Below are 17357 nucleotides of genomic sequence, written 5' to 3' on the forward strand. Positions count from 1 at the left end.
AATGTAACGTTACATCCGTGTAACGTTTTGTCAATCAGCCGGAGGTTTATATGACTCACGTAGAGAATTGGTGGATGAAAGGTGACTGGTTCGACAGCTGCAGCTGCGATGTCGGCTGCCCCTGTGAGTTTGCCGAACGCCCAACGGATAATCGCTGCGAGGGCTTCGTGATCTATCACATCAAAGAAGGGGCATATGGCGATACTCGCATCGACGACCTGTCCGTCATGATACCCGGCGTCTTCTACGGCGCGCTTTGGGCGGGTGAGTGCAAGATGACCGTCACGATGCTCGTGGATGAGCGGGCAACACCCGAGCAGCGGAAGGCCCTTGGCGTCATCTTTTCAAAGGACGCAGGCGGGTTCATGGCTCATATCTTTTCCACTATCGCGGAAATTACTGCAGTTGACTATGTGCCGATCAACTTCGAGATGGCTGAGGACATGTCCTACTGGAAGGCAGAGGCCCCCGGTTACGCCGGCGCACATATCGAGGCCCTGACGGGACCAACCACTTGGCCGGGCCAACTAGTACAGACCACCAATCCGACAGGGTCTGAGGTGGGTGCAGGCGCCCTTGCAACCTGGGGTAAGGCAGTCATGAGTTTCGTCAATCATGCAGGCTTCATCTGGAACAATAAGGGACAGAGCAGCAAGCACATGCCCTTTGACCTGAAAGGGCCGGAACCTGTGAAACTCAATTTCCCGGAAGTCTGATCGATGAGCAATCCTACGATTACAGAAAACACCCTTTACCGAGATCGGCTGGTGATCTTCGCTGTGTTGATCGTCATTTGCGCTGCGTCCTGGGCCTATCTGCTGGTCCAGTCAAGCTTCTTGGACATGACCGGCATTCAAACGATGCAGGGCATGCACATGGGAGACATGGCGGTGTCGGGCAACCACATGGTGGCGCAAGAGACGACGATGCCGAATATGGACCGGAGCATGAAATCCATAACTTTTGGCCAACTTGTAGCCGTTGGATTTCTCGCCGTTATGTGGATCATTATGATGATTGGCATGATGGTGCCGTCGACTACTGGCATGGTGTTAGCGTTTTCCGGCATAAACAAGAAGAGGCGGGACGCTGGTCTACCGTTTGTTTCGACTCTGATATTCGTTTCGGGATATCTGGCCCTCTGGGCAGCATTCGGTATTGCGTGTTCCTTGTTGCAGTTTCTTCTGCAACAGACGGGTCTGATGCAGCCCATGTCCGCTCTGAATGACAACAAACTTGTTGCCTTTATCTACCTTGCAGCAGGACTGTTCCAGTTCTCCGCGTTCAAGCAGATGTGCCTCAACCACTGCAGATCTCCAATGGCCTATATCATGAACCATTGGAAAGAGGGGCAAGTCGGCGCCTTCACCATGGGGTGGGCTCATGGCCTCTATTGCGTGGGCTGTTGCTGGCTCCTGATGGCGCTGATGTTTGCCGTGGGCACTATGAACATCCACGTCATGGCAGCGCTGACCCTCTATTTTCTGATCGAAAAGGCCGCACCACGGGCGGATCTGCTCGCCCGCGCTGTTGGAGCCGGGCTCATCATCTACGCAATCTGGCTGCTGATAGGCGGTTTCCTTGGAGTGTTTTCCTGATGCCCATGACTCAAAACGACGTCCCTATCTACTTTACCAGCCTAGGCGAAGGAGATCCGATCCTCTTTTGCCACGGCGCAGGCGGAAACGCGTCCATCTGGTGGAAACAGTTCGAGTTTTTTTCGCCGGACTATCAATGTATCTCTTTCGACCACAGGGGCTTTGGACGCTCCCGGTGCATTCGTGAAGACTTCAGCCTCGTTGAATACGGCAAGGACGCGATTTCGGTGCTCGATGCGTTGAACATTGAATCTGCGCATATCGTGTGCCAGTCCATGGGCGGGTGGACCGGCATGCAGCTCGCGGTCGATCACCCCAGCCGAGTGAAGTCCCTGACCCTTGGTGACACGATCGCGGGCATCAACCTGTCAAGCGGCGTGTCGGGAATGGAGAGCATCATTCGGCAGATCCAGGCGGTTGGAGGGTCGAATGTTGCTCTGGGCGGTAGGTTTCGCAAAGAAAAACCGGTGGATGCCTTCCTTTACCGCGAGATCTCGGCATTCAATACACAGATACGCGGTTATGACCTTTACGGAAACATGTTCCGTTCCGAAGTTCTGAAAGACGTTGCGGTGTGCAAGGACGTCGCTTGTCCGGTCCTGATAGTTTCCGGGGCGGACGATGCATTCTGGCCGCCAAAGGTACTCAAGGAGCTGGCATCGTATTTTTCAGCTGCGAAGTTTGCCGAGATCGATGCAGGCCACTCGCCTTATTATGAAACACCAGAAGAGTACAATAGAGTTCTCAAGTGTTTCTTGGAAGGTATCGGCTGAAGCCTTATCTCCAGCTTAGCCTCAATTGAAAAGCAATTAGTTCATAACAGAAGGTGATCGGAGATAAATGTCCGCCTATCCTAGTGTTCGGTGTAGATAGTTGACGTGCTATCGGTGGGTGTCGTCAGAATAGCTCGAGGAATTGTGGCACCGGCTGCATACTCATTTGTTCCGCCAAATTTGGAAGCCGGTTCTAGTGGGCTTATTCTGGATTCCCGAGAGATCGGCGCCTTTCTACCCCATCGAAGACCCGAGCGATCCTATAATCAGATCGCTTTGATGCGCTGCGGCTATGCTTGCCTTGTACCGAATAGGATAGTTAGGCAGGAACAGACGGTGCTGACCTAAATTTTTCTGCACTTGATTGGGAGAAAGCTCTTAGGCCGAATTTCCATATTTGCGTAGGTCGTGTTGACAAAGGCGATTCCCAATACAGCTGGGTTGTGATTCAAGACAATCCTTTAGGAGGCAGTCTTGGCACGTAGCGATTTGAAGGATGCAGAATGGGGATTGATTGAAGCAATGCTTCCTTCAGAGCGAGGCCGAAAGTCTTGCCTGGCTCAGGATAATCGTAGTTATTTCATCGGCATTTTTGCATGTCCTCCGTGTTGGCCGCCCTCAGCGGAACATGCACGAGCGCTCCGCGAATTGGAACTCGGTCTATGTCCGGTTTTGCAGATGGGCGGAGCAAGGCGTTAGGTGTGCTTTCCAATGAGGTTGTTCACTGATTGGGGATCAGACGACTGATCGGTGTCTTGAAGTTAATGCCGCCGTGCGGTCGCTGGCAATTGTAGATATCGAGCCATCGGGGCAAGGCGGCATTTCTTTGTTCTGAAGTTCTGTACGGTACGCCGTAAGCCCACTCCGCTTGCAGGGTTTTAATGAAGCGCTCCGCCTTTCCGTTGGTCTGCGGCGTGTAGGGCTTGGTGCGGACATGTCTCGCGCCGATCTGCTGGAGCGTCGTGGCGAAGAGGTTCGACCTGTAGCCCACGCCATTGTCCGTCATGACCCGCTTGATGATGATCCCCTTGGTGACGAACCATCTGGCGGCCCGGACAAGGAACATGGCGCAGGTGTAGCCACGCTCGTCCGGCAGTACCTCGACATAGGCAACGCGGCTGTGATCGTCGATGGCCACATGCACATTGTCATAGCCGACGCCCCTTGAGCGCTTGCGCCTGTGGTGGCCGGTGACGCGATGCCCGGTCTTGTTGAAGCGTCCGAGCTTCTTGATGTCCAGGTGCAGCAGGTCACCAGGAGCATCTCGTTCGTAGCGGCGAATCGGCTCTGGAGGTGTGAGCAGGCTGAGGCGGTTCAGACCCCAGACCTTGAGAGCATGAGCCACGGTGGATCTTGGGAAGCCGAGCACTTCACCGATCGCGTCTGCTGTCAGCCGCAATTGGCGCAGTCGGACAATCAGGTTCCGCCAACCAGGCATATATGCATTGGAGCAGGTCCTGGGTGCACTGGAGCGGGCGATCAGCCCGGAAGGACCGTGCTCGCGAAACCGCTTCAGCCACTTGTAGACCGTGCGTACGGAAATCCCGAACGCAGCTGCAATCGAAGGCGCCGTCTCGCCGTTCTGATAGCGCTCAACGATTTGTTCTCGAATGTAAAAACACGTGCGAGCATTCTTATGCGGGTTGTTCATTCCTTCGATCCTGAAGCTGATTGTGTTTGGTCACCAACCAGTCTCAGATCTTCAATGCGAGTGAACAACCTTTTTGGAGTCCACACCTAGGGCACGTTGGGTAGCACTCAATTGGACCGATTTTCTCGAGTCCACCCCGCGGATGTATCGGGCAGCACGCCGGTGCATTAACTCCATGACTTATAAGCGAGGACAGAACGAGGAGCAGCTCATTGGCCGCAAATTGGAGACAATAATCACTTGCATAAAACAAGTTAATCGTATATCAAATTATTATGACTTGCAAAATATCCCAGGACGAGCCTCACGACTACTGTATTTCCTCGAGGCTACTTGCGTCGGCAGCTTTAATTAGAAGCATCTCTACGAATACCTGCCCGATTAATCCGTTAGGCTGCCAGTCTATCCGAGCCGAAATTTCTGAGATGGAAATGTAAACATCGATTCAACAATTCCGATCGGACAACCAAACGTCATCAAAGTGAATGAAGACTTTATTGTGCTTAGGATGCTCGTGAAACACTAACCATATGGAAGGATTTGAGTATGGAACCAACCATTTATACAATCAGTGGCTCCCCACGGGGCTGGCGCGTTTTGCTTGGTATGGTAATCAAAGGCTTGGATATGAAGGTTGAATATCTTAGCCTATCGAAAAGTGAACACAAGTCAGACTCTTATCTGCTAATCAACCCACGAGGTCGCGTTCCCTCACTTGTTGCAGGTAAAACTGTTATCACTGACTCGCTTGCAATTCTGTCGTGGTTAGATCGGAAATATCCTGAGCGGCCGTCTTTTTGGCAGCAGTCCTGAAGAGCATGCAAAAATTTGGTCGGTTACCCGGGACACGACGGACAAACTGAGAAAAGCCATGAATGGCTTGCTGCTCCCGATCTTCTTCAAGGGCGCAGATAAAGTTACGCCAGAACTGCAAGACGCCGCAGATACAGTAGTATATGAATTGCAGTGGCTTGAAAACCGTCTGGTAGATGACGAATTCATGGCCGGCAACACTCCGAGTGCTGCAGACGCTGTTTCTTATCCAGAAGTTCGCCTACTTGCTAGAGCGATCGAGAAACATACATATATTATGGAAGAGTTGGGTTTTGTTGATCTCCATAAGAAGTTTCCAAAAGGTCACTCTTGGGCGCAACGCATAGAAGCCCTCGATGGCTTTGATAAATCTCTACCGGTCCATTGGAGCAATTGACACTGTCCAACCGAATGATCGCTCTCTCAGGGGTGTTGGTTGGACGTCCTCATATTAACGCAGATAGCTTACTTAGAGGAAGCGCGTCCTGTTTCAGACAATTCTGCAGGCTTGCAAGGAGCTGCATTTTCACGCAACACTATGAATTTTTTGAATTTATTCAGTTCCAAAAAATACGAGGTATTCATTGATACGAAACCAATTGCCTTGAAGTGGATTCTTTGTAACCTCGTTCCATTCTCTGAATGAAGGGCTTACAATTACGCTAAGACTGTAATGATAAATCATGAAATCTTTCCCAGATCTATTCCAAGGATAACAATACCAATTGATAAATTTTGGTTGAGCCTTCGTAGCTATTCAACGAAAATGGCAACTAACGCAACATGGACTATTTTGTATACAATTTGAAAAAAGCTTTGCCACCTTCACTCATGAAACCTCCACTTCTTTTTTACAACTAAATTCAATTGTGTTATTCAAACGCTATGGCAAAAATCTCTAAAGAAAAATGGATAGGTTGTCCCTTCCGATTTGCGGCAGCTGCAATTGGTGACAAATGGAGCATGTTAATCATTCGAGACATAATGTTTGGCTCAGCAATGCGCTATTCCGACTTTATAAATTCAGAAGAGGGTATAGCAACGAATGTCCTGGCCAGTCGCTTAGAGCACCTAGTAAACATTGAGATTCTCGAAAAGAAGGCCGATCCAGAGGATGCACGTAAATCCATTTATTTGCTGACCGAAAAAGGATGCGATTTGGCTCCTGTGTTTCTGTCGATGATTCAGTGGTCACAGAAATGGGACGATCAGACACAGGTTCCTGAGAACTATTTGGCCAAGCTGCTTGCTGGTAGTATACCGCCTACTCGTGGTGAATCATAACGATCTAGTTTACTTTCTTCTAACAAGTTGACCATAAATTTTGACCTGCTCCCCTGATTGTCCGTGTTTATTGGTTAGCTCTGTCCACGGTGTTGACGTGCTCCCCGTCTTTGGATCGCCTCGGGCCGGAATTTCCGGAGGTGTCGGCTCAGAGGGGGGAGGCCGGCGACGAGCCATTCATGAGCGAATTCGGCGGCTTGTTACCGATGGCGCTATGGGGACGGACGGTGTTGTAGTCCTCAAGCGTAAGGAACCAGTGCGCGTTGAGACATTCGTTTCGGAACTTGCCGTTGAAAGACTCAATGAAGGCGTTTTCGATGGGTTTGCCCGGCCGGGAGAAGTCCAGGTCAACATCTCTCTGATAGGCCCAAAGGTCCAAATCAAGGGAGAGGAACTCCGATCCCTGGTCGATCCTGATCGTCTTCGGGTAGCCGACGGACCGGCACGCTTGTTCCAGCGTCGCCACGACATCCTCACCGCGATAGCTGAAGCGCGGATTGACCACCGGCGAGAAGCGCGAGAAGGTATCGACGACTGTCAGTACGCGGATTTTGCGGCCTGTGGCGAGCTGATCATGAACGAAGTCCATCGCCCAGAAGTCATTTGAATGCACGGCCTCTGCCCGGTCTTCGCGCAGCTTCGCTTTAACCCTCCGCTTCGGTGTCTTGTTGCGGATCTGAAGACCCAACTCCTTGTAGAGGCGATAGATCCGTATGGCGTTCACTGGCCACCCCTCCCGGCGTAGCGGTACATGGACACGCCGGTAGCCGTATCTCACCCGCGTCGCCGCGATCTCCTTGATCCGGGCCTTCAACGTTGCCTGATTGCCCCGCTTCGACTTGTAGTGATAGAGTGAGGTGTCGATCCGCAGACACGAACAGGCGCGGCGGATGGACACCTTCCAGTCCTCACGGACCTCATTGACAAGACGGCGGCGGCGAGCAGGCTTTAAAGCTTTTTTGACAGCACGTCCTGCAACATGGCCTTGTCGAGCGTTAGATCGGCAACGATCTTCTTCAGCCTGTTGTTCTCGTCCTCGAGCTGTCGCATCCGCTTCACCTCGGACGGCGTCATGCCACCGTAGCGCTTGCGCCAATTATAGAACGTCGCGTCGCTGATGCCGGCCTTGCGGCACACTTCCGCGACGGGGGTGCCTTCATCCGCCTGGCGCAGGATGAAGGCGATCTGCGCTTCGGAAATCTTCGACTTCTTCATGAAACTCTCCTTCTCCCGTCAACGGAATCATGATTGGAAAATTCCAGCTCAGAACGAACCGAATTGCGGGTGGCACGTCAAATTTGATGTGCTCCCGGTAAATACCCCCGATTTGGGTTAGAGTTTTCCGCGACGATTTTCCTGGCTGGGAAGGAGCGGAATTGATGAAGGCATCGAAGTTTTCGGACGCGCAGAAGGCGTTCATCGTCAAGCGCGGGGAAGAAGGTGTTCCTGTTGCGGAGATCTGCCGTGAAGCCGGCATCAGCCAGGCGACGTATTTCAACTGGCGCAAGAAGTATGCGGGTCTGATGCCGTCGGAGATGAAGCGGCTCAGAGAGCTGGAGCAGGAGAATGCCCGGCTCAAGAAGATCGTCGCGGACCTGTCGCTCGACAAGGAGATGCTTCAGGATATTGTCAAACGAAAGCTCTGAGGCCTGCCCGGAAGAGAACGCTGGTCGACGAGATGAGGTCGGACTGGTCGGTGTCCATTCGCCGTGCATGCGCGGTGATCCGGTTTGACCCGACGACTTACCGTTACAGATCCCGTCGGCCCGGTCAGGCCGCTTTGGTACAGCGGATCAAGGAGATTTGCCAGACGCGCGTCCGGTTCGGATACCGACGCGTGCATGTTTTGCTGCGCCGGGAGGGCTGGATGATCAATCAGAAGAAAACGCGACGGATCTACAACGAATTGGGTCTGCAACTGAGAAACAGGCATCCCAGGCGCCGGGTGAAGGCAAAGCTGCGCGAAGACCGGCAGGAAGCAGTCGGGCCGAACGATGTCTGGGCCATGGACTTCGTGCATGACCAGCTCGCGACCGGTCGGAAGATCCGCGTTCTGACGGTGATCGACACGTATTCCCGCTATGTGCCGGCGCTTGATCCGCGCTTCAGCTATCGGGGCGAGGATGTGGTGAGAACCTTGGAAATTGCCTGCACCTGGATTGGCTACCCCAAGACGATCCGGGTCGACCAGGGCTCCGAGTTCATCTCCCGGGATCTTGATCTTTGGGCCTATCGAAGGGGCGTCACGCTGGACTTCTCAAGGCCTGGGAAACCGACGGACAACGCGTTCATCGAGGCCTTCAATGGCCGGTTCAGGGCGGAGTGCCTGAATGCGCACTGGTTCCTGAGCCTTGCAGATGCAGCCGAAAAGTTGGAGGATTGGCGCAAGGACTACAACGAACACAGACCTCACGGCGCCATCGGTAACAAGGTGCCGATGGACCTGATGAAATCAGAACACGCAGCCAGCCCGTGTTCCTGATTTGATCCGGAAAACTCTAGCCCGTCCCGGGGGTACGTTGGGTAGCACTCCAGGCTGAAGCAACTCGAGGACGAGAACAATCGGCTCAAGAAGATCGTGGCGGACCTGACATTGGACCGCGAGATGCTGCAGGACGTCATCCGCCGAAAGCTCTGAGGCCTGTCCGGAAGCGCAAGCTTGTTGACGGGATGCTGGCAGACTGGGGGATATCGATCAGACGGGCCTGTAAGGCCCTGAAGTTCGACACTTCGACCTACCACTACAAGTCCCGCCGCACTGGGCAGGCCGGCCTGGAACTACGGATCAAGGAGATCTGCGAGACGCGGGTGCGCTACGGCTACCGGCGTGTCCATGTGCTGTTACGCCGCGAGGGATGGTTCATCAACATGAAGAAGACGCGCCGGATTTACAATGAGTTGGGCCTGCAACTGCGCAACAAGCATCCCAAACGGCGGGTGAAAGCAAAGCTGCGTGAAGACCGCCAGGAAGCCGTTGCGCCGAATGACGTCTGGGCGATGGATTTTGTCCACGACCAGCTGGCGACTGGCAAGAAGCTGCGCATTCTGACCATCGTCGATACCCATTCACGGCTCTGCCCGGCGACCGATCCACGCTTCACCTACCGCGGCGAGGATGTGGTGCAGACACTGGAGCGGGTGTGCGGCCTGATTGGCTACCCGAAGACGATCCGGGTGGACAACGGCAGCGAGTTCATCTCCCGTGATCTTGACCTGTGGGCCTATGCAAATGAGGTCACGCTCGACTTCTCGCGGCCCGGCAAGCCGACTGATAATGGCTTCATCGAAGCCTTCAACAGCAAGTTCCGGGCGGAATGTTTGAACGCCCATTGGTTCCTGACGCTTGCGGATGCCCGCGAAAAGATGGAGGATTGGCGTAGACACTACAATGAGGAACGACCTCATTCAGCGATCGGATACAACGTCCCGATCGCACTTCATAATCCCGGTGGCATCCCCAGCCCGTCACCGAGATAGCAGCCGGGAAACTCCAGCTTCCGGCGCTGACACGGTCCATCACCGGCTGCTTCTTAAATGCGTGCGGCGGCGGGTGCGGGACGGTCGGTTTGTCGATCTCCTCTGGCGCATTCTTAAGGCGGGTCATATCGACCGTGGCCTGTTCAGGGCTGCCAGCAAAGGTGTTCCGCAAGGTGGCGTGCTGTCACCGCTCCTGTCCAACATCATGCTCCACGAGTTTGATTTCTGGGTGGAGGCGAAATACCTGAACCGGAAGACCCGCAAGGATCGCTGGGCATGGAACTTCGGCATACAGCAGGGACGACCCATTACGGTTCGGGAGAACCGGCGATGGAAACCTGCGATAGCCTACTGTCGCTACGCCGATGACTTCGTCGTCATCGTCAAGGGGACGAAGGCCCATGCTATGGAGATACGTGAAGAATGCCGGGCCTTTCTGGAGGACCGCCTGAAGTTGACGTTGAATATGGAGAAAACCCATATCACGCACGTCGATGACGGGTTCGTCTTTCTGGGGCACCGGATCATTCGCAAGCGAGGGTCGAACGGACGCATGTCCGTTGTCACGACGATACCCAGGGAAAGGCCAAGGCGTTTGTCCGCAAACAGACCGAGACCCTTTCCGGCAATCATAGTGTCAGTGCGGTCGATATGATCGCCAGCCTGAACCGTCAGTTGGCGGGTTGGGCGGCGTTCTATAAGTTCACCGATTTCAGGGCGTATGTCTTCCGGCGAATCGCCCATGTCGTATTCTGGAAAATGGCGCACTGGCTGGGGCATAAATACCGGAGCCGTATCAAACCCTTGATGCGGAAGTGGTTTAGGCCCCCGGAACCGGGCAAGGCGAAAACCTGGCTCGTTTACGGTCGCAATGAACGTGGTGAAGCCATCGGAAAAGACTTGAAACGGCTTGTCTCAAGCCCGAAGGCTCAATTCCGTTGGCGCAATCCGGAGGTCGATCCATATATCTTCCGGAGTGAAACCCGCAGCACCGTCACCTCGCGCTATCATGATGTTGCCATGGCCATGGGCCAAGTTTGAATGGAGAGCCGTATGCGCTGAAAGGTGCACGTACGGTTCGGGGAGGAGAAGCGCTACTGCGCTTCTTACTCCACTCAGGACACTGGAAGGCTTTGCCTATCTTGCCGTCGTGATCGACCTGTTTTCCCGCCGCGTCGTGGGCCTCCTCTCGGCGTTGCCGTGCAACGCCTGTCGGGCAACGGGTCGATGCAGAGCCGCCAAACCATGGATGTCGTGTTGCAGGCCCTGCTCATGGCCTTATGGCGGCGGAAACCAAAACACAAGGTTCTAATCCACTCGGACCAGGGTTTACAGTCCACAAGCATGGACTTGGCTTCGTTCCTCAAAGCTCACAACCTCGCACATCCCATGAGCCGGCGCGGAAACTGTCACGACAACGCTGTCACCGATAGCTTCTTCAACCTGTTCAAGCGAGAAAGGGTAAGGCGACGAACCTACAAAACGCGCGAAGACGCGAGGCAGGATGTGTTCGACTACATCGAGATGTACTACAACCCAAAGCGCAAACACGTCAGAAACGGGATGCTTTCACCCGTCGAGTTTAAACGGCAGCACGAAATGAACATTGAAGGCGTCTAGAAAACGCGGGGCGATTCACTATGCGGAAACCAGGTAAATGCGATAGAGATGTCTCGGATCATTCTCTATTGAAGTCCCCGATCCCGGTTAGATCGACGCTAATATCCGCCTTGTTCGGATCCTGCGCCCACAGCCGTTGCCGGAGTTCTTCCTTTGGGTCCGAACCCGTATTTTCGGTGTCTGGTGTCAGACCACCTTCTTCTAAGGCTGCTGGTTCCGGAGCTGCTAGTCCAACGCTCTCGCCTGGGTCTTCCACCGTGAACACATACTCCCCATCGAAATACCCGGTCTGATATGCCTCGATCGCATCTTCAAACGCCTCCTGAACCGGTGTGCCATACCACTTTGTAACGACCCGGTAGACGAGGGCAAACAGCGCCGTCCCGATCTTGATGTTGTTGCAGGTGTCGAACACGTCCGCGGAGACCTGGGACTTGTCCGAGATGCCAATGCCAATCGGATATTGCGTGATCCCGACGCGGACAACGGCTTTGCCGAGATGATCCTGAACCAGTTTCACGGCCTCTTGCGGTGATTTGGGTTTCGGCACCAGAAACGTCTTCGACCCAGTTCGAACGGTCACATTCAACGAATCCTCAGAACCCGCGGCGGCGATGAATTCTTCAATGATAGCGGGTTTCAGAGAAGGATCGGCACATTGGTCAATCAGGGCAGCATCTAACATGGGTTCACTCGTTGAATGCGATCAGCAGCGGCACATCGAACAGCTTCGCCCATGCCGTGACGCTAGCGCGTTGAATATCAGTGATGTTGCTTTCACCGGTCCACCAGCCGTTGCCGATTGCAAGGATGATGTCTGAGCCCGTGGCCATAGATTGCAGGACGGGCCATATGATGAGTTGTTCGTAGCAGATCAGAGGCGCGGCGCGGATGCCCGCGACCTGCATGACTGGATTGTCGAAGAAGTAGGCGTTCGCGCCGCCGCTCTCCCCCGTGAACCGCCTCCAGGGCTGCCACATCGAGACAGGTACCGGCATCCGTTCGCGATAGAGGATCCGCGATCCCTTCGCTGAGATCTCCACCATCACCGTGTCGTAACCACTCTTTTGAACAACCGCGGCTCCTCCGATCACCGTCACGGGTAGATCGGATAAAGCGTCTTTCCAAAGCTGTTCCGTTGTCGGGGTCCATAGCCCCAGAGCACTCTCGGGCAGGACGGCGACATTCACCCCCTGCCCGGCCGCCTTGCGAACCATGGCAATGGATTCCCGCTGATGCTCATAACCGGCAGGCTGTCCAGCCCCTTCGTAACCAAAAGTGGTGTTGATGCCGGTCCAGCCTTCGATTACCTTTGGTTGCGTCCAGAATGCGGCGGACCAAGCAGCACATCCGGCGACAGCTGGGACCGCGATCCGGCAAAAGCTTGTGGTCATCGCAAGCAACAGGATCGCGGTTGCTGCCAGCCCCAACCAGCTCCACCCCGGAAAAAGCACGCCTGCCGCTGTGATCGGACTGGCCCAACCCATAATCCCGAAGGGCGGCAGGCTCATCAGAACACTTGCGATCAGGTAGCGCAGTATTCGTGGCCAACCGGATCTTCGCGTCCAAAGCGCAGAGTGAAGGATGACAAAGACGAGCGACGCCGCGAACCACAGCCCCAAGCCGATGGCATATTGGGAACCGAAGAAGATACTGGCGCCCTGCGGCAAGCCCCGAGATGCTCCAAGGAAGTGCGCGGCGGCGACCAGTGCCGCCACGGATCGCGACGGGGCGTAAGCCCAGAAAGCCGGAAACAGCATTCCGGCCGGCAACAGGAGCACGTTCCCGGACCAGCCGATTGTGCCGGTCGCCATGCCTCCCAGAATACAAAACAGACTGCGCGCAAAGTTAAGGTTGGAAGGTGAACACTTCTCGCGCCAGTCCGAGAATACCGCTCGCTGGGATGGGTCCAAAATATCTTGAGTCAAAGGAAGCCACATAATTGGAATGAACAAAGAGTGCGCCGGCGGGAACGACGCCCCCAGCATAGGTCGGCAATGCGCGCCCCAGGCCGTCTCTCGCTTGAACGGAAGAATGCACAAGACGCTCACCATCAATGGCAACCTGGTCGCCCTCCATGGCGATGGTTTGCCCGGGCAGGGCGACGACGGTTTTGATGAGCGGTGCTATCCCGCCTTCACAGAAACCCGCGGGAAGATAGAGCCGTTCGCGAGCCAATTTGATCGCCGGCGCATCTGCAGGCGGACAGATGAACAGGGTGTCGCCCACGCGAACTTCGCGGGAGAGCGCATCGATCCGCCAAAGCCCAAGTGGAAAGCTCGGTGTTGTGTTGATCCGGTATCCTCCGAGGGCACCGGCGGCGGCGATGCCGCCAATTACCATTCCGGCAAGCGACAGGATCAGCAGAGCCCCTCGCCGACCCTTCCGCCTCACCTCGTTTATCACCGGGTCATGCCCTGATCCTTGGAAAGATCCTTTTTCAAGGCCTGCACCTGAGCTTGCTCGTGAGATTGCCTTTTGGCGTTGATTTTCTGGATGGCATTGAACTTCGGCCATGCCTCAGCAAGCTTAACCCGATCGTCGTCGGCAGCCAGCGCAGCCGCCTTCTCAAAAGCAACTCCCTCCGGCTTGGCGGTGCCGACAAACGCCCTCTCCCCGAACCGCTGGTCCAGCTTGGCGGCAACTTCGCCGAGCTCGGCCTCGACCATTTTGTCCGCCAGAAGGAAGGACAGGCCGGCATTGAGATCGTTCCGGTCGACGGCATCGCGGATCCGCGACAAGACCGTCTCGGCCGCAGGTGACAGCGCCGGAATATCGACACGTGACAGATCGCGTTCGCGCTCCAGTTCTACGGAACGCAAATCGCCGATCTCGGCTCTAAGACGGATATAGGTTTTCGCATCATCGCTGAGCTGCGGAATGTTGTTTAATGCCTGCTCGCGGTTCTCGCGGGCAACCTTGCCTGCCAGCAAGCCGGTCTTGCCGCGCAGCGCACCAAATTGCTCGGGCGCATTGACCAGTTCTTCCGCGAGCCTGTCGCGAGCCGTGGTTTGCGCTTCGCCGTCCAGCTTCAAGATGTCCTCGATCCGCATCGCCTTGACGGCCTGCTCCGGCTGCTCGAAAACAAGCCGGGCGCGGTTCTGAACTTCGGCCCAATGAGTTGTCAACGTGGCATCCGACTGCAAATTGTCCTCCACAGCGTCAGGAATGGACATGGCCCACATCTTCACGCCCGCGATCCAGGGTTGTGATGTGGTAGGATGTTCGCGCGACTGTCTTTGGACGGTATTCGTCTCCCCAGCAAGACCTCGCTCAAGACCGGTCAAGCCAATCCCCAGCTTTTCACCGAGGGACAAGAGCCGCTCACCGAGCTCCGAGAGTTTTGCCTTCTGCTCGGCAAACCAGCGACGCTGGTTCTGGACCAACGCCTTGGCGACCCGAAGCCCATAGAGCCCCCGGCTATTGGCGTAGCTGAGTGCCTGGGCATAGAGTTCCGAGCCCGCATAATCGAGCGTCGTATCTTTCGCGCCCTTCCTGGAAAGCACTTCTATCAATCCGCCACTCTTCGCGAAGGACAACGCGCCGTGATAGAGCTTCACGTCTTCCCGGTGCCTGGTCATCGCCACATAGGTCAGATGCCGGTTGAGGGAGAGCGTTGCCAGCACCTTCACCTTGTCGACGGTGGCGCCTTGCGATTTGTGGATCGTTGTCGCGTAGCCATGATCGACATTGCGATAGGTCTTTTGGTTGACCTCGACGCACCGGATCTGATCGGAACCGATATCGCCGATCTCAGCGAGGATGCGCCCCTCGCCCGCCTCGATGACCCGGCCAATCATTCCATTTTTTACGTTCAGGTCACGGTCGTTTTTCAGAAACACGATCTGGTCGCCGGCGGCAAATAACCGATCACCCTCCTCGGTGCGGAATTTTTCTCCCGTTTCGATCACGCCGCGGTCAATCAGCACTTGCCGCGCCATCCGGTTCAGCCGGTGCACATCTTCCCGCAAATGCGCCAGCATCAACATCGACTTCGACGGATCGTAGTCGCGGGACCAGTCGTCGATCAGGTTCCCGAAAACCTGATCCTTGAGCGGCATGCTGATCACATGACCATTGGCCTGATAGGCATGGATCGCCTTCGCGACATTGCCACGCGCAAGATCCATCGACGCATCGCGCATCCACTGTTCGCGCTGGCGGTAGATCGTGCCAAGTTCCGCGTAACCGGTTCGATCCGTCAACGAGCGGAAGGCGGCCCCCGCTTCAATCGGCTGCAGCTGTTCCGCGTCTCCGATCAGAACGAGCTTGGCTCCAGCCTTGGCGACCATCTCGACAAAGACGCTCATCTGGCGGCTATCGACCATGCCGGCTTCGTCGATCACGAAGACTGATCGACTGTCAGGGAGCCCCTCGCCTCTGCCCCAGGACAATTGCCAGGATGCCAATGTGCGCGAGGCGATCCCGGCTTCTTTCTCCAGTCCCTCGGCCGCCTTGCCCGCAAGGGCGGCGCCGACAACCTGATAGCCGTTTGCCTCCCATACCTGACGCGCGGCTTTCATCATCGTCGTCTTGCCTGCCCCGGCCCGGCCGACGACCGACGCCATGCGCTCGTCACCCGTGATGCGCTCGATCGCAACACGCTGCTCATCCGAAAGTTTTTGGACACTGACAAGCACTCGGTCGCGCAAACGCGCATCCACACCATGCGAGGACACGGACACAAGATGATCCGCCCGCCGCGCCATCTCCGCTTCAAGCCGCATCATCTCCCGGCTGGTAAACTTCGCCGGTTCCATTTCGCCCGTTTCCGGATCAACCGCTTCGACCGCAAGCTTCACGACATCCGGAGAATTCAGAACGCGTGCAAGCAGATCCTGGAATCTGCCCGGATCGTCCACGTAGCGGTGCAGATATTTTGCGACGTCTCGTTCATCGAAAACGCTCTTCTCGCGCGTGATCGCGTCAATGACGATTTCCGGGCGGCGCGTGATCCGTCTGACATTCTCAAGCCGGCTTTCCGCATGCCATGACGAGCGTTCCAGACCGGCATCGCGCCCTTGCGCTTTTGCTTGGCTAACAATGTTGCGCGCCTGCACACCGATCTTCGATGTCGGCTGTAGCTCGATCCCTTGAGCCTCATAGGAGCGATGATCGATCCGGGCATCATGTCCGGCAAGCTCCAGGCTCTTGTTCGCATGAACGGCCCAAAGCTCGCGCCACGCCTTCAGCGTTTCCTTGTCGCCCGCCCAAGCTCGATACTGAATTTTGCCGCCCTTTCGTACAGGCTCGCCATTCTCATCAAGAAGAGTTTCCCACTTCGACCCGAAGCCCTTCTCGTTGAGCGGCGCCAACGTCAGCATGACATGGACATGCGGATTGTTTTCCTTGTCGTGATAGACCCAATCCGCAACCATGCCCCGCGATAGGAAGGCCTGCCCAACATAGGCCTGCACCAGGGCAATGTTCTCCTCCCGGCTGAGTTCAGACGGCAGCGCCAAAACGATCTCACGGGCAAGCTGTGCGTTGACACGCGTCTCATGCGCCTCGACCGCGTTCCAGAGTGTTTCACTGGCACCCGCAACACTCCGACCGTCGATCAGCGTCCGGAACCATTCCGGCGTCTGATCGGGCAACGCCAGTTCCTCATGGACCAGATCGCCGTCCTTGTGCGCGTAGTCGAAACTCTTGTGATCGTAATCGTTCGACACCGTCATTTGAGCACGATGCCGATAAGCGGCCGCCGCAACACTCGACCGGCCTTCGCTCCGGGAAATCACCTGAACATGGAAATGGTAGATGGCCATCGAGGGCAGGGATTCCGGATGTGAAGAGGCAGGCTAGGTCGAAGAAACAGGAAGGTGAGAAAACAAAGCGCCAGAACGGCGAAGACGGGGAATGCAGCTCATTGGTTGCAATTCAACTTTCGTACCAGCACAGGATTGCAGATGCAATCCTATAAGTGCGCTCTGCACTCAACGATTGAAAATCGTTTCCGCTTGAGAGCTATCGCCGTTTGCGGCGATAGGGCGCTGGAAGCACCGCCCTGGCTTTAGCTAAAAGGCCGTTCTTTACCGGTCTGCCGTGCAGGAGATGTGGCAAGTCCTCCACCGCCCAGACCCGGTTTACCACAGGCTTCGGCTTTCTCTTCAGCGCTTTATGGGGAGCGCGTTCAAGCCT

Annotated in this window: 13 protein-coding genes and 6 pseudogenes; 12 read left to right on the forward strand and 7 right to left on the reverse strand. The window is 55.6% G+C overall.

Features of this window, described 5'->3' with window-relative positions:
- Nucleotides 1–50: 50 nt before the first annotated feature.
- The 4 genes and pseudogenes from M0H32_RS26500 to M0H32_RS29790 form a co-directional block, all read left to right on the forward strand.
- On the forward strand, nt 51–716 hold the full coding sequence (locus M0H32_RS26500; protein ID WP_248159513.1) for a DUF1326 domain-containing protein: 666 nt from the start codon (nt 51–53) through the stop codon (nt 714–716).
- A gap of 3 nt (nt 717–719) precedes the next feature.
- Nucleotides 720–1598: a DUF2182 domain-containing protein gene (locus M0H32_RS26505; RefSeq protein WP_248159514.1), complete on the forward strand. Its 879-nt coding sequence runs from the start codon at nt 720–722 to the stop codon at nt 1596–1598.
- Nucleotides 1598–2371, forward strand: coding sequence for an alpha/beta fold hydrolase (locus M0H32_RS26510; protein WP_248159515.1), 774 nt, complete (start codon nt 1598–1600; stop codon nt 2369–2371). Before M0H32_RS26505 ends, M0H32_RS26510 begins: the two co-directional genes overlap by 1 nt.
- 474 nt (nt 2372–2845) lie before the next feature.
- Nucleotides 2846–3068 (forward strand): annotated as a pseudogene (locus M0H32_RS29790) (transposase); the annotation flags it as partial.
- Here the strand turns inward: M0H32_RS29790 and M0H32_RS26515 are convergent.
- A pseudogene (locus M0H32_RS26515) lies at nt 3067–4022 on the reverse strand (IS481 family transposase). The pseudogenes M0H32_RS29790 and M0H32_RS26515 overlap by 2 nt on opposite strands.
- A gap of 546 nt (nt 4023–4568) precedes the next feature.
- On the opposite strand from M0H32_RS26515, the gene M0H32_RS29795 reads away from it, so the two are divergent.
- The 3 genes from M0H32_RS29795 (at nt 4569) to M0H32_RS26525 (ending at nt 6119) form a co-directional block, all read left to right on the forward strand.
- On the forward strand, nt 4569–4835 hold the full coding sequence (locus M0H32_RS29795) for a glutathione S-transferase family protein (protein ID WP_425607366.1): 267 nt from the start codon (nt 4569–4571) through the stop codon (nt 4833–4835).
- Nucleotides 4836–4893: 58 nt separating this feature from the next.
- Complete coding sequence (locus M0H32_RS26520) at nt 4894–5232, forward strand: glutathione binding-like protein (RefSeq protein WP_248159518.1); 339 nt, start codon at nt 4894–4896, stop codon at nt 5230–5232.
- Nucleotides 5233–5720: 488 nt separating this feature from the next.
- The gene (locus M0H32_RS26525) at nt 5721–6119 is read left to right on the forward strand and encodes a winged helix-turn-helix transcriptional regulator (protein ID WP_248159520.1); all 399 of its coding nucleotides are present in this window, start codon (nt 5721–5723) and stop codon (nt 6117–6119) included.
- Nucleotides 6120–6267: 148 nt separating this feature from the next.
- Here the strand turns inward: M0H32_RS26525 and M0H32_RS26530 are convergent, their stop codons facing one another.
- Both M0H32_RS26530 and M0H32_RS26535 read right to left on the reverse strand, forming a co-directional pair.
- Entirely contained in the window at nt 6268–7215 is a 948-nt protein-coding gene (locus M0H32_RS26530) for an IS3 family transposase (protein ID WP_248159521.1), read from the reverse strand.
- A pseudogene (locus tag M0H32_RS26535) lies at nt 7182–7334 on the reverse strand (transposase); the annotation flags it as partial. The pseudogene M0H32_RS26535 and the gene M0H32_RS26530, both read right to left, overlap by 34 nt.
- 164 nt (nt 7335–7498) lie before the next feature.
- Between M0H32_RS26535 and M0H32_RS26540 the strand changes: the two are divergent.
- The 5 genes and pseudogenes from M0H32_RS26540 to M0H32_RS26560 all read left to right on the forward strand — a co-directional run.
- A protein-coding gene (locus M0H32_RS26540; RefSeq protein ID WP_248159522.1) for an IS3 family transposase occupies nt 7499–8601 on the forward strand; the annotation gives its coding sequence in 2 pieces (ribosomal slippage) (nt 7499–7760 and nt 7760–8601; 1104 coding nt in all).
- A 51-nt stretch (nt 8602–8652) separates the two neighbouring features.
- A pseudogene (locus M0H32_RS26545) lies at nt 8653–9596 on the forward strand (IS3 family transposase); the annotation flags it as partial.
- Nucleotides 9508–10251, forward strand: a complete 744-nt coding sequence (locus M0H32_RS26550; protein WP_248159523.1) for a reverse transcriptase/maturase family protein — start codon at nt 9508–9510, stop codon at nt 10249–10251. The pseudogene M0H32_RS26545 and the gene M0H32_RS26550, both read left to right, overlap by 89 nt.
- Nucleotides 10245–10637: pseudogene (locus M0H32_RS26555) on the forward strand (group II intron maturase-specific domain-containing protein); the annotation flags it as partial. The gene M0H32_RS26550 and the pseudogene M0H32_RS26555, both read left to right, overlap by 7 nt.
- Before the next feature lie 64 nt (nt 10638–10701).
- Nucleotides 10702–11216: pseudogene (locus M0H32_RS26560) on the forward strand (IS3 family transposase); the annotation flags it as partial.
- A gap of 58 nt (nt 11217–11274) precedes the next feature.
- Here M0H32_RS26560 and M0H32_RS26565 read toward each other — a convergent pair.
- The 4 genes from M0H32_RS26565 to traA are packed head-to-tail and all read right to left on the reverse strand — an operon-like array spanning nt 11275 to nt 16984.
- Complete coding sequence (locus M0H32_RS26565) at nt 11275–11901, reverse strand: lysozyme family protein (protein ID WP_248159524.1); 627 nt, start codon at nt 11899–11901, stop codon at nt 11275–11277.
- Between the two features lie 4 nt (nt 11902–11905).
- A complete protein-coding gene (locus M0H32_RS26570) occupies nt 11906–13144 on the reverse strand; it encodes a conjugal transfer protein TraB (protein ID WP_425607367.1) in 1239 nt (412 codons plus the stop codon).
- Complete coding sequence (traF, locus tag M0H32_RS26575) at nt 13065–13559, reverse strand: conjugative transfer signal peptidase TraF (RefSeq protein WP_248159526.1); 495 nt, start codon at nt 13557–13559, stop codon at nt 13065–13067. Before traF ends, M0H32_RS26570 begins: the two co-directional genes overlap by 80 nt.
- A 59-nt stretch (nt 13560–13618) precedes the next feature.
- On the reverse strand, nt 13619–16984 hold the full coding sequence (traA, locus tag M0H32_RS26580; RefSeq protein WP_248159528.1) for a Ti-type conjugative transfer relaxase TraA: 3366 nt from the start codon (nt 16982–16984) through the stop codon (nt 13619–13621).
- Nucleotides 16985–17357: the final 373 nt, after the last annotated feature.

It is taken from the genome of Roseibium sediminicola (genome assembly GCF_023156505.1).
GTDB classification, from domain to species: Bacteria; Pseudomonadota; Alphaproteobacteria; order Rhizobiales; family Stappiaceae; genus Roseibium; species Roseibium sediminicola.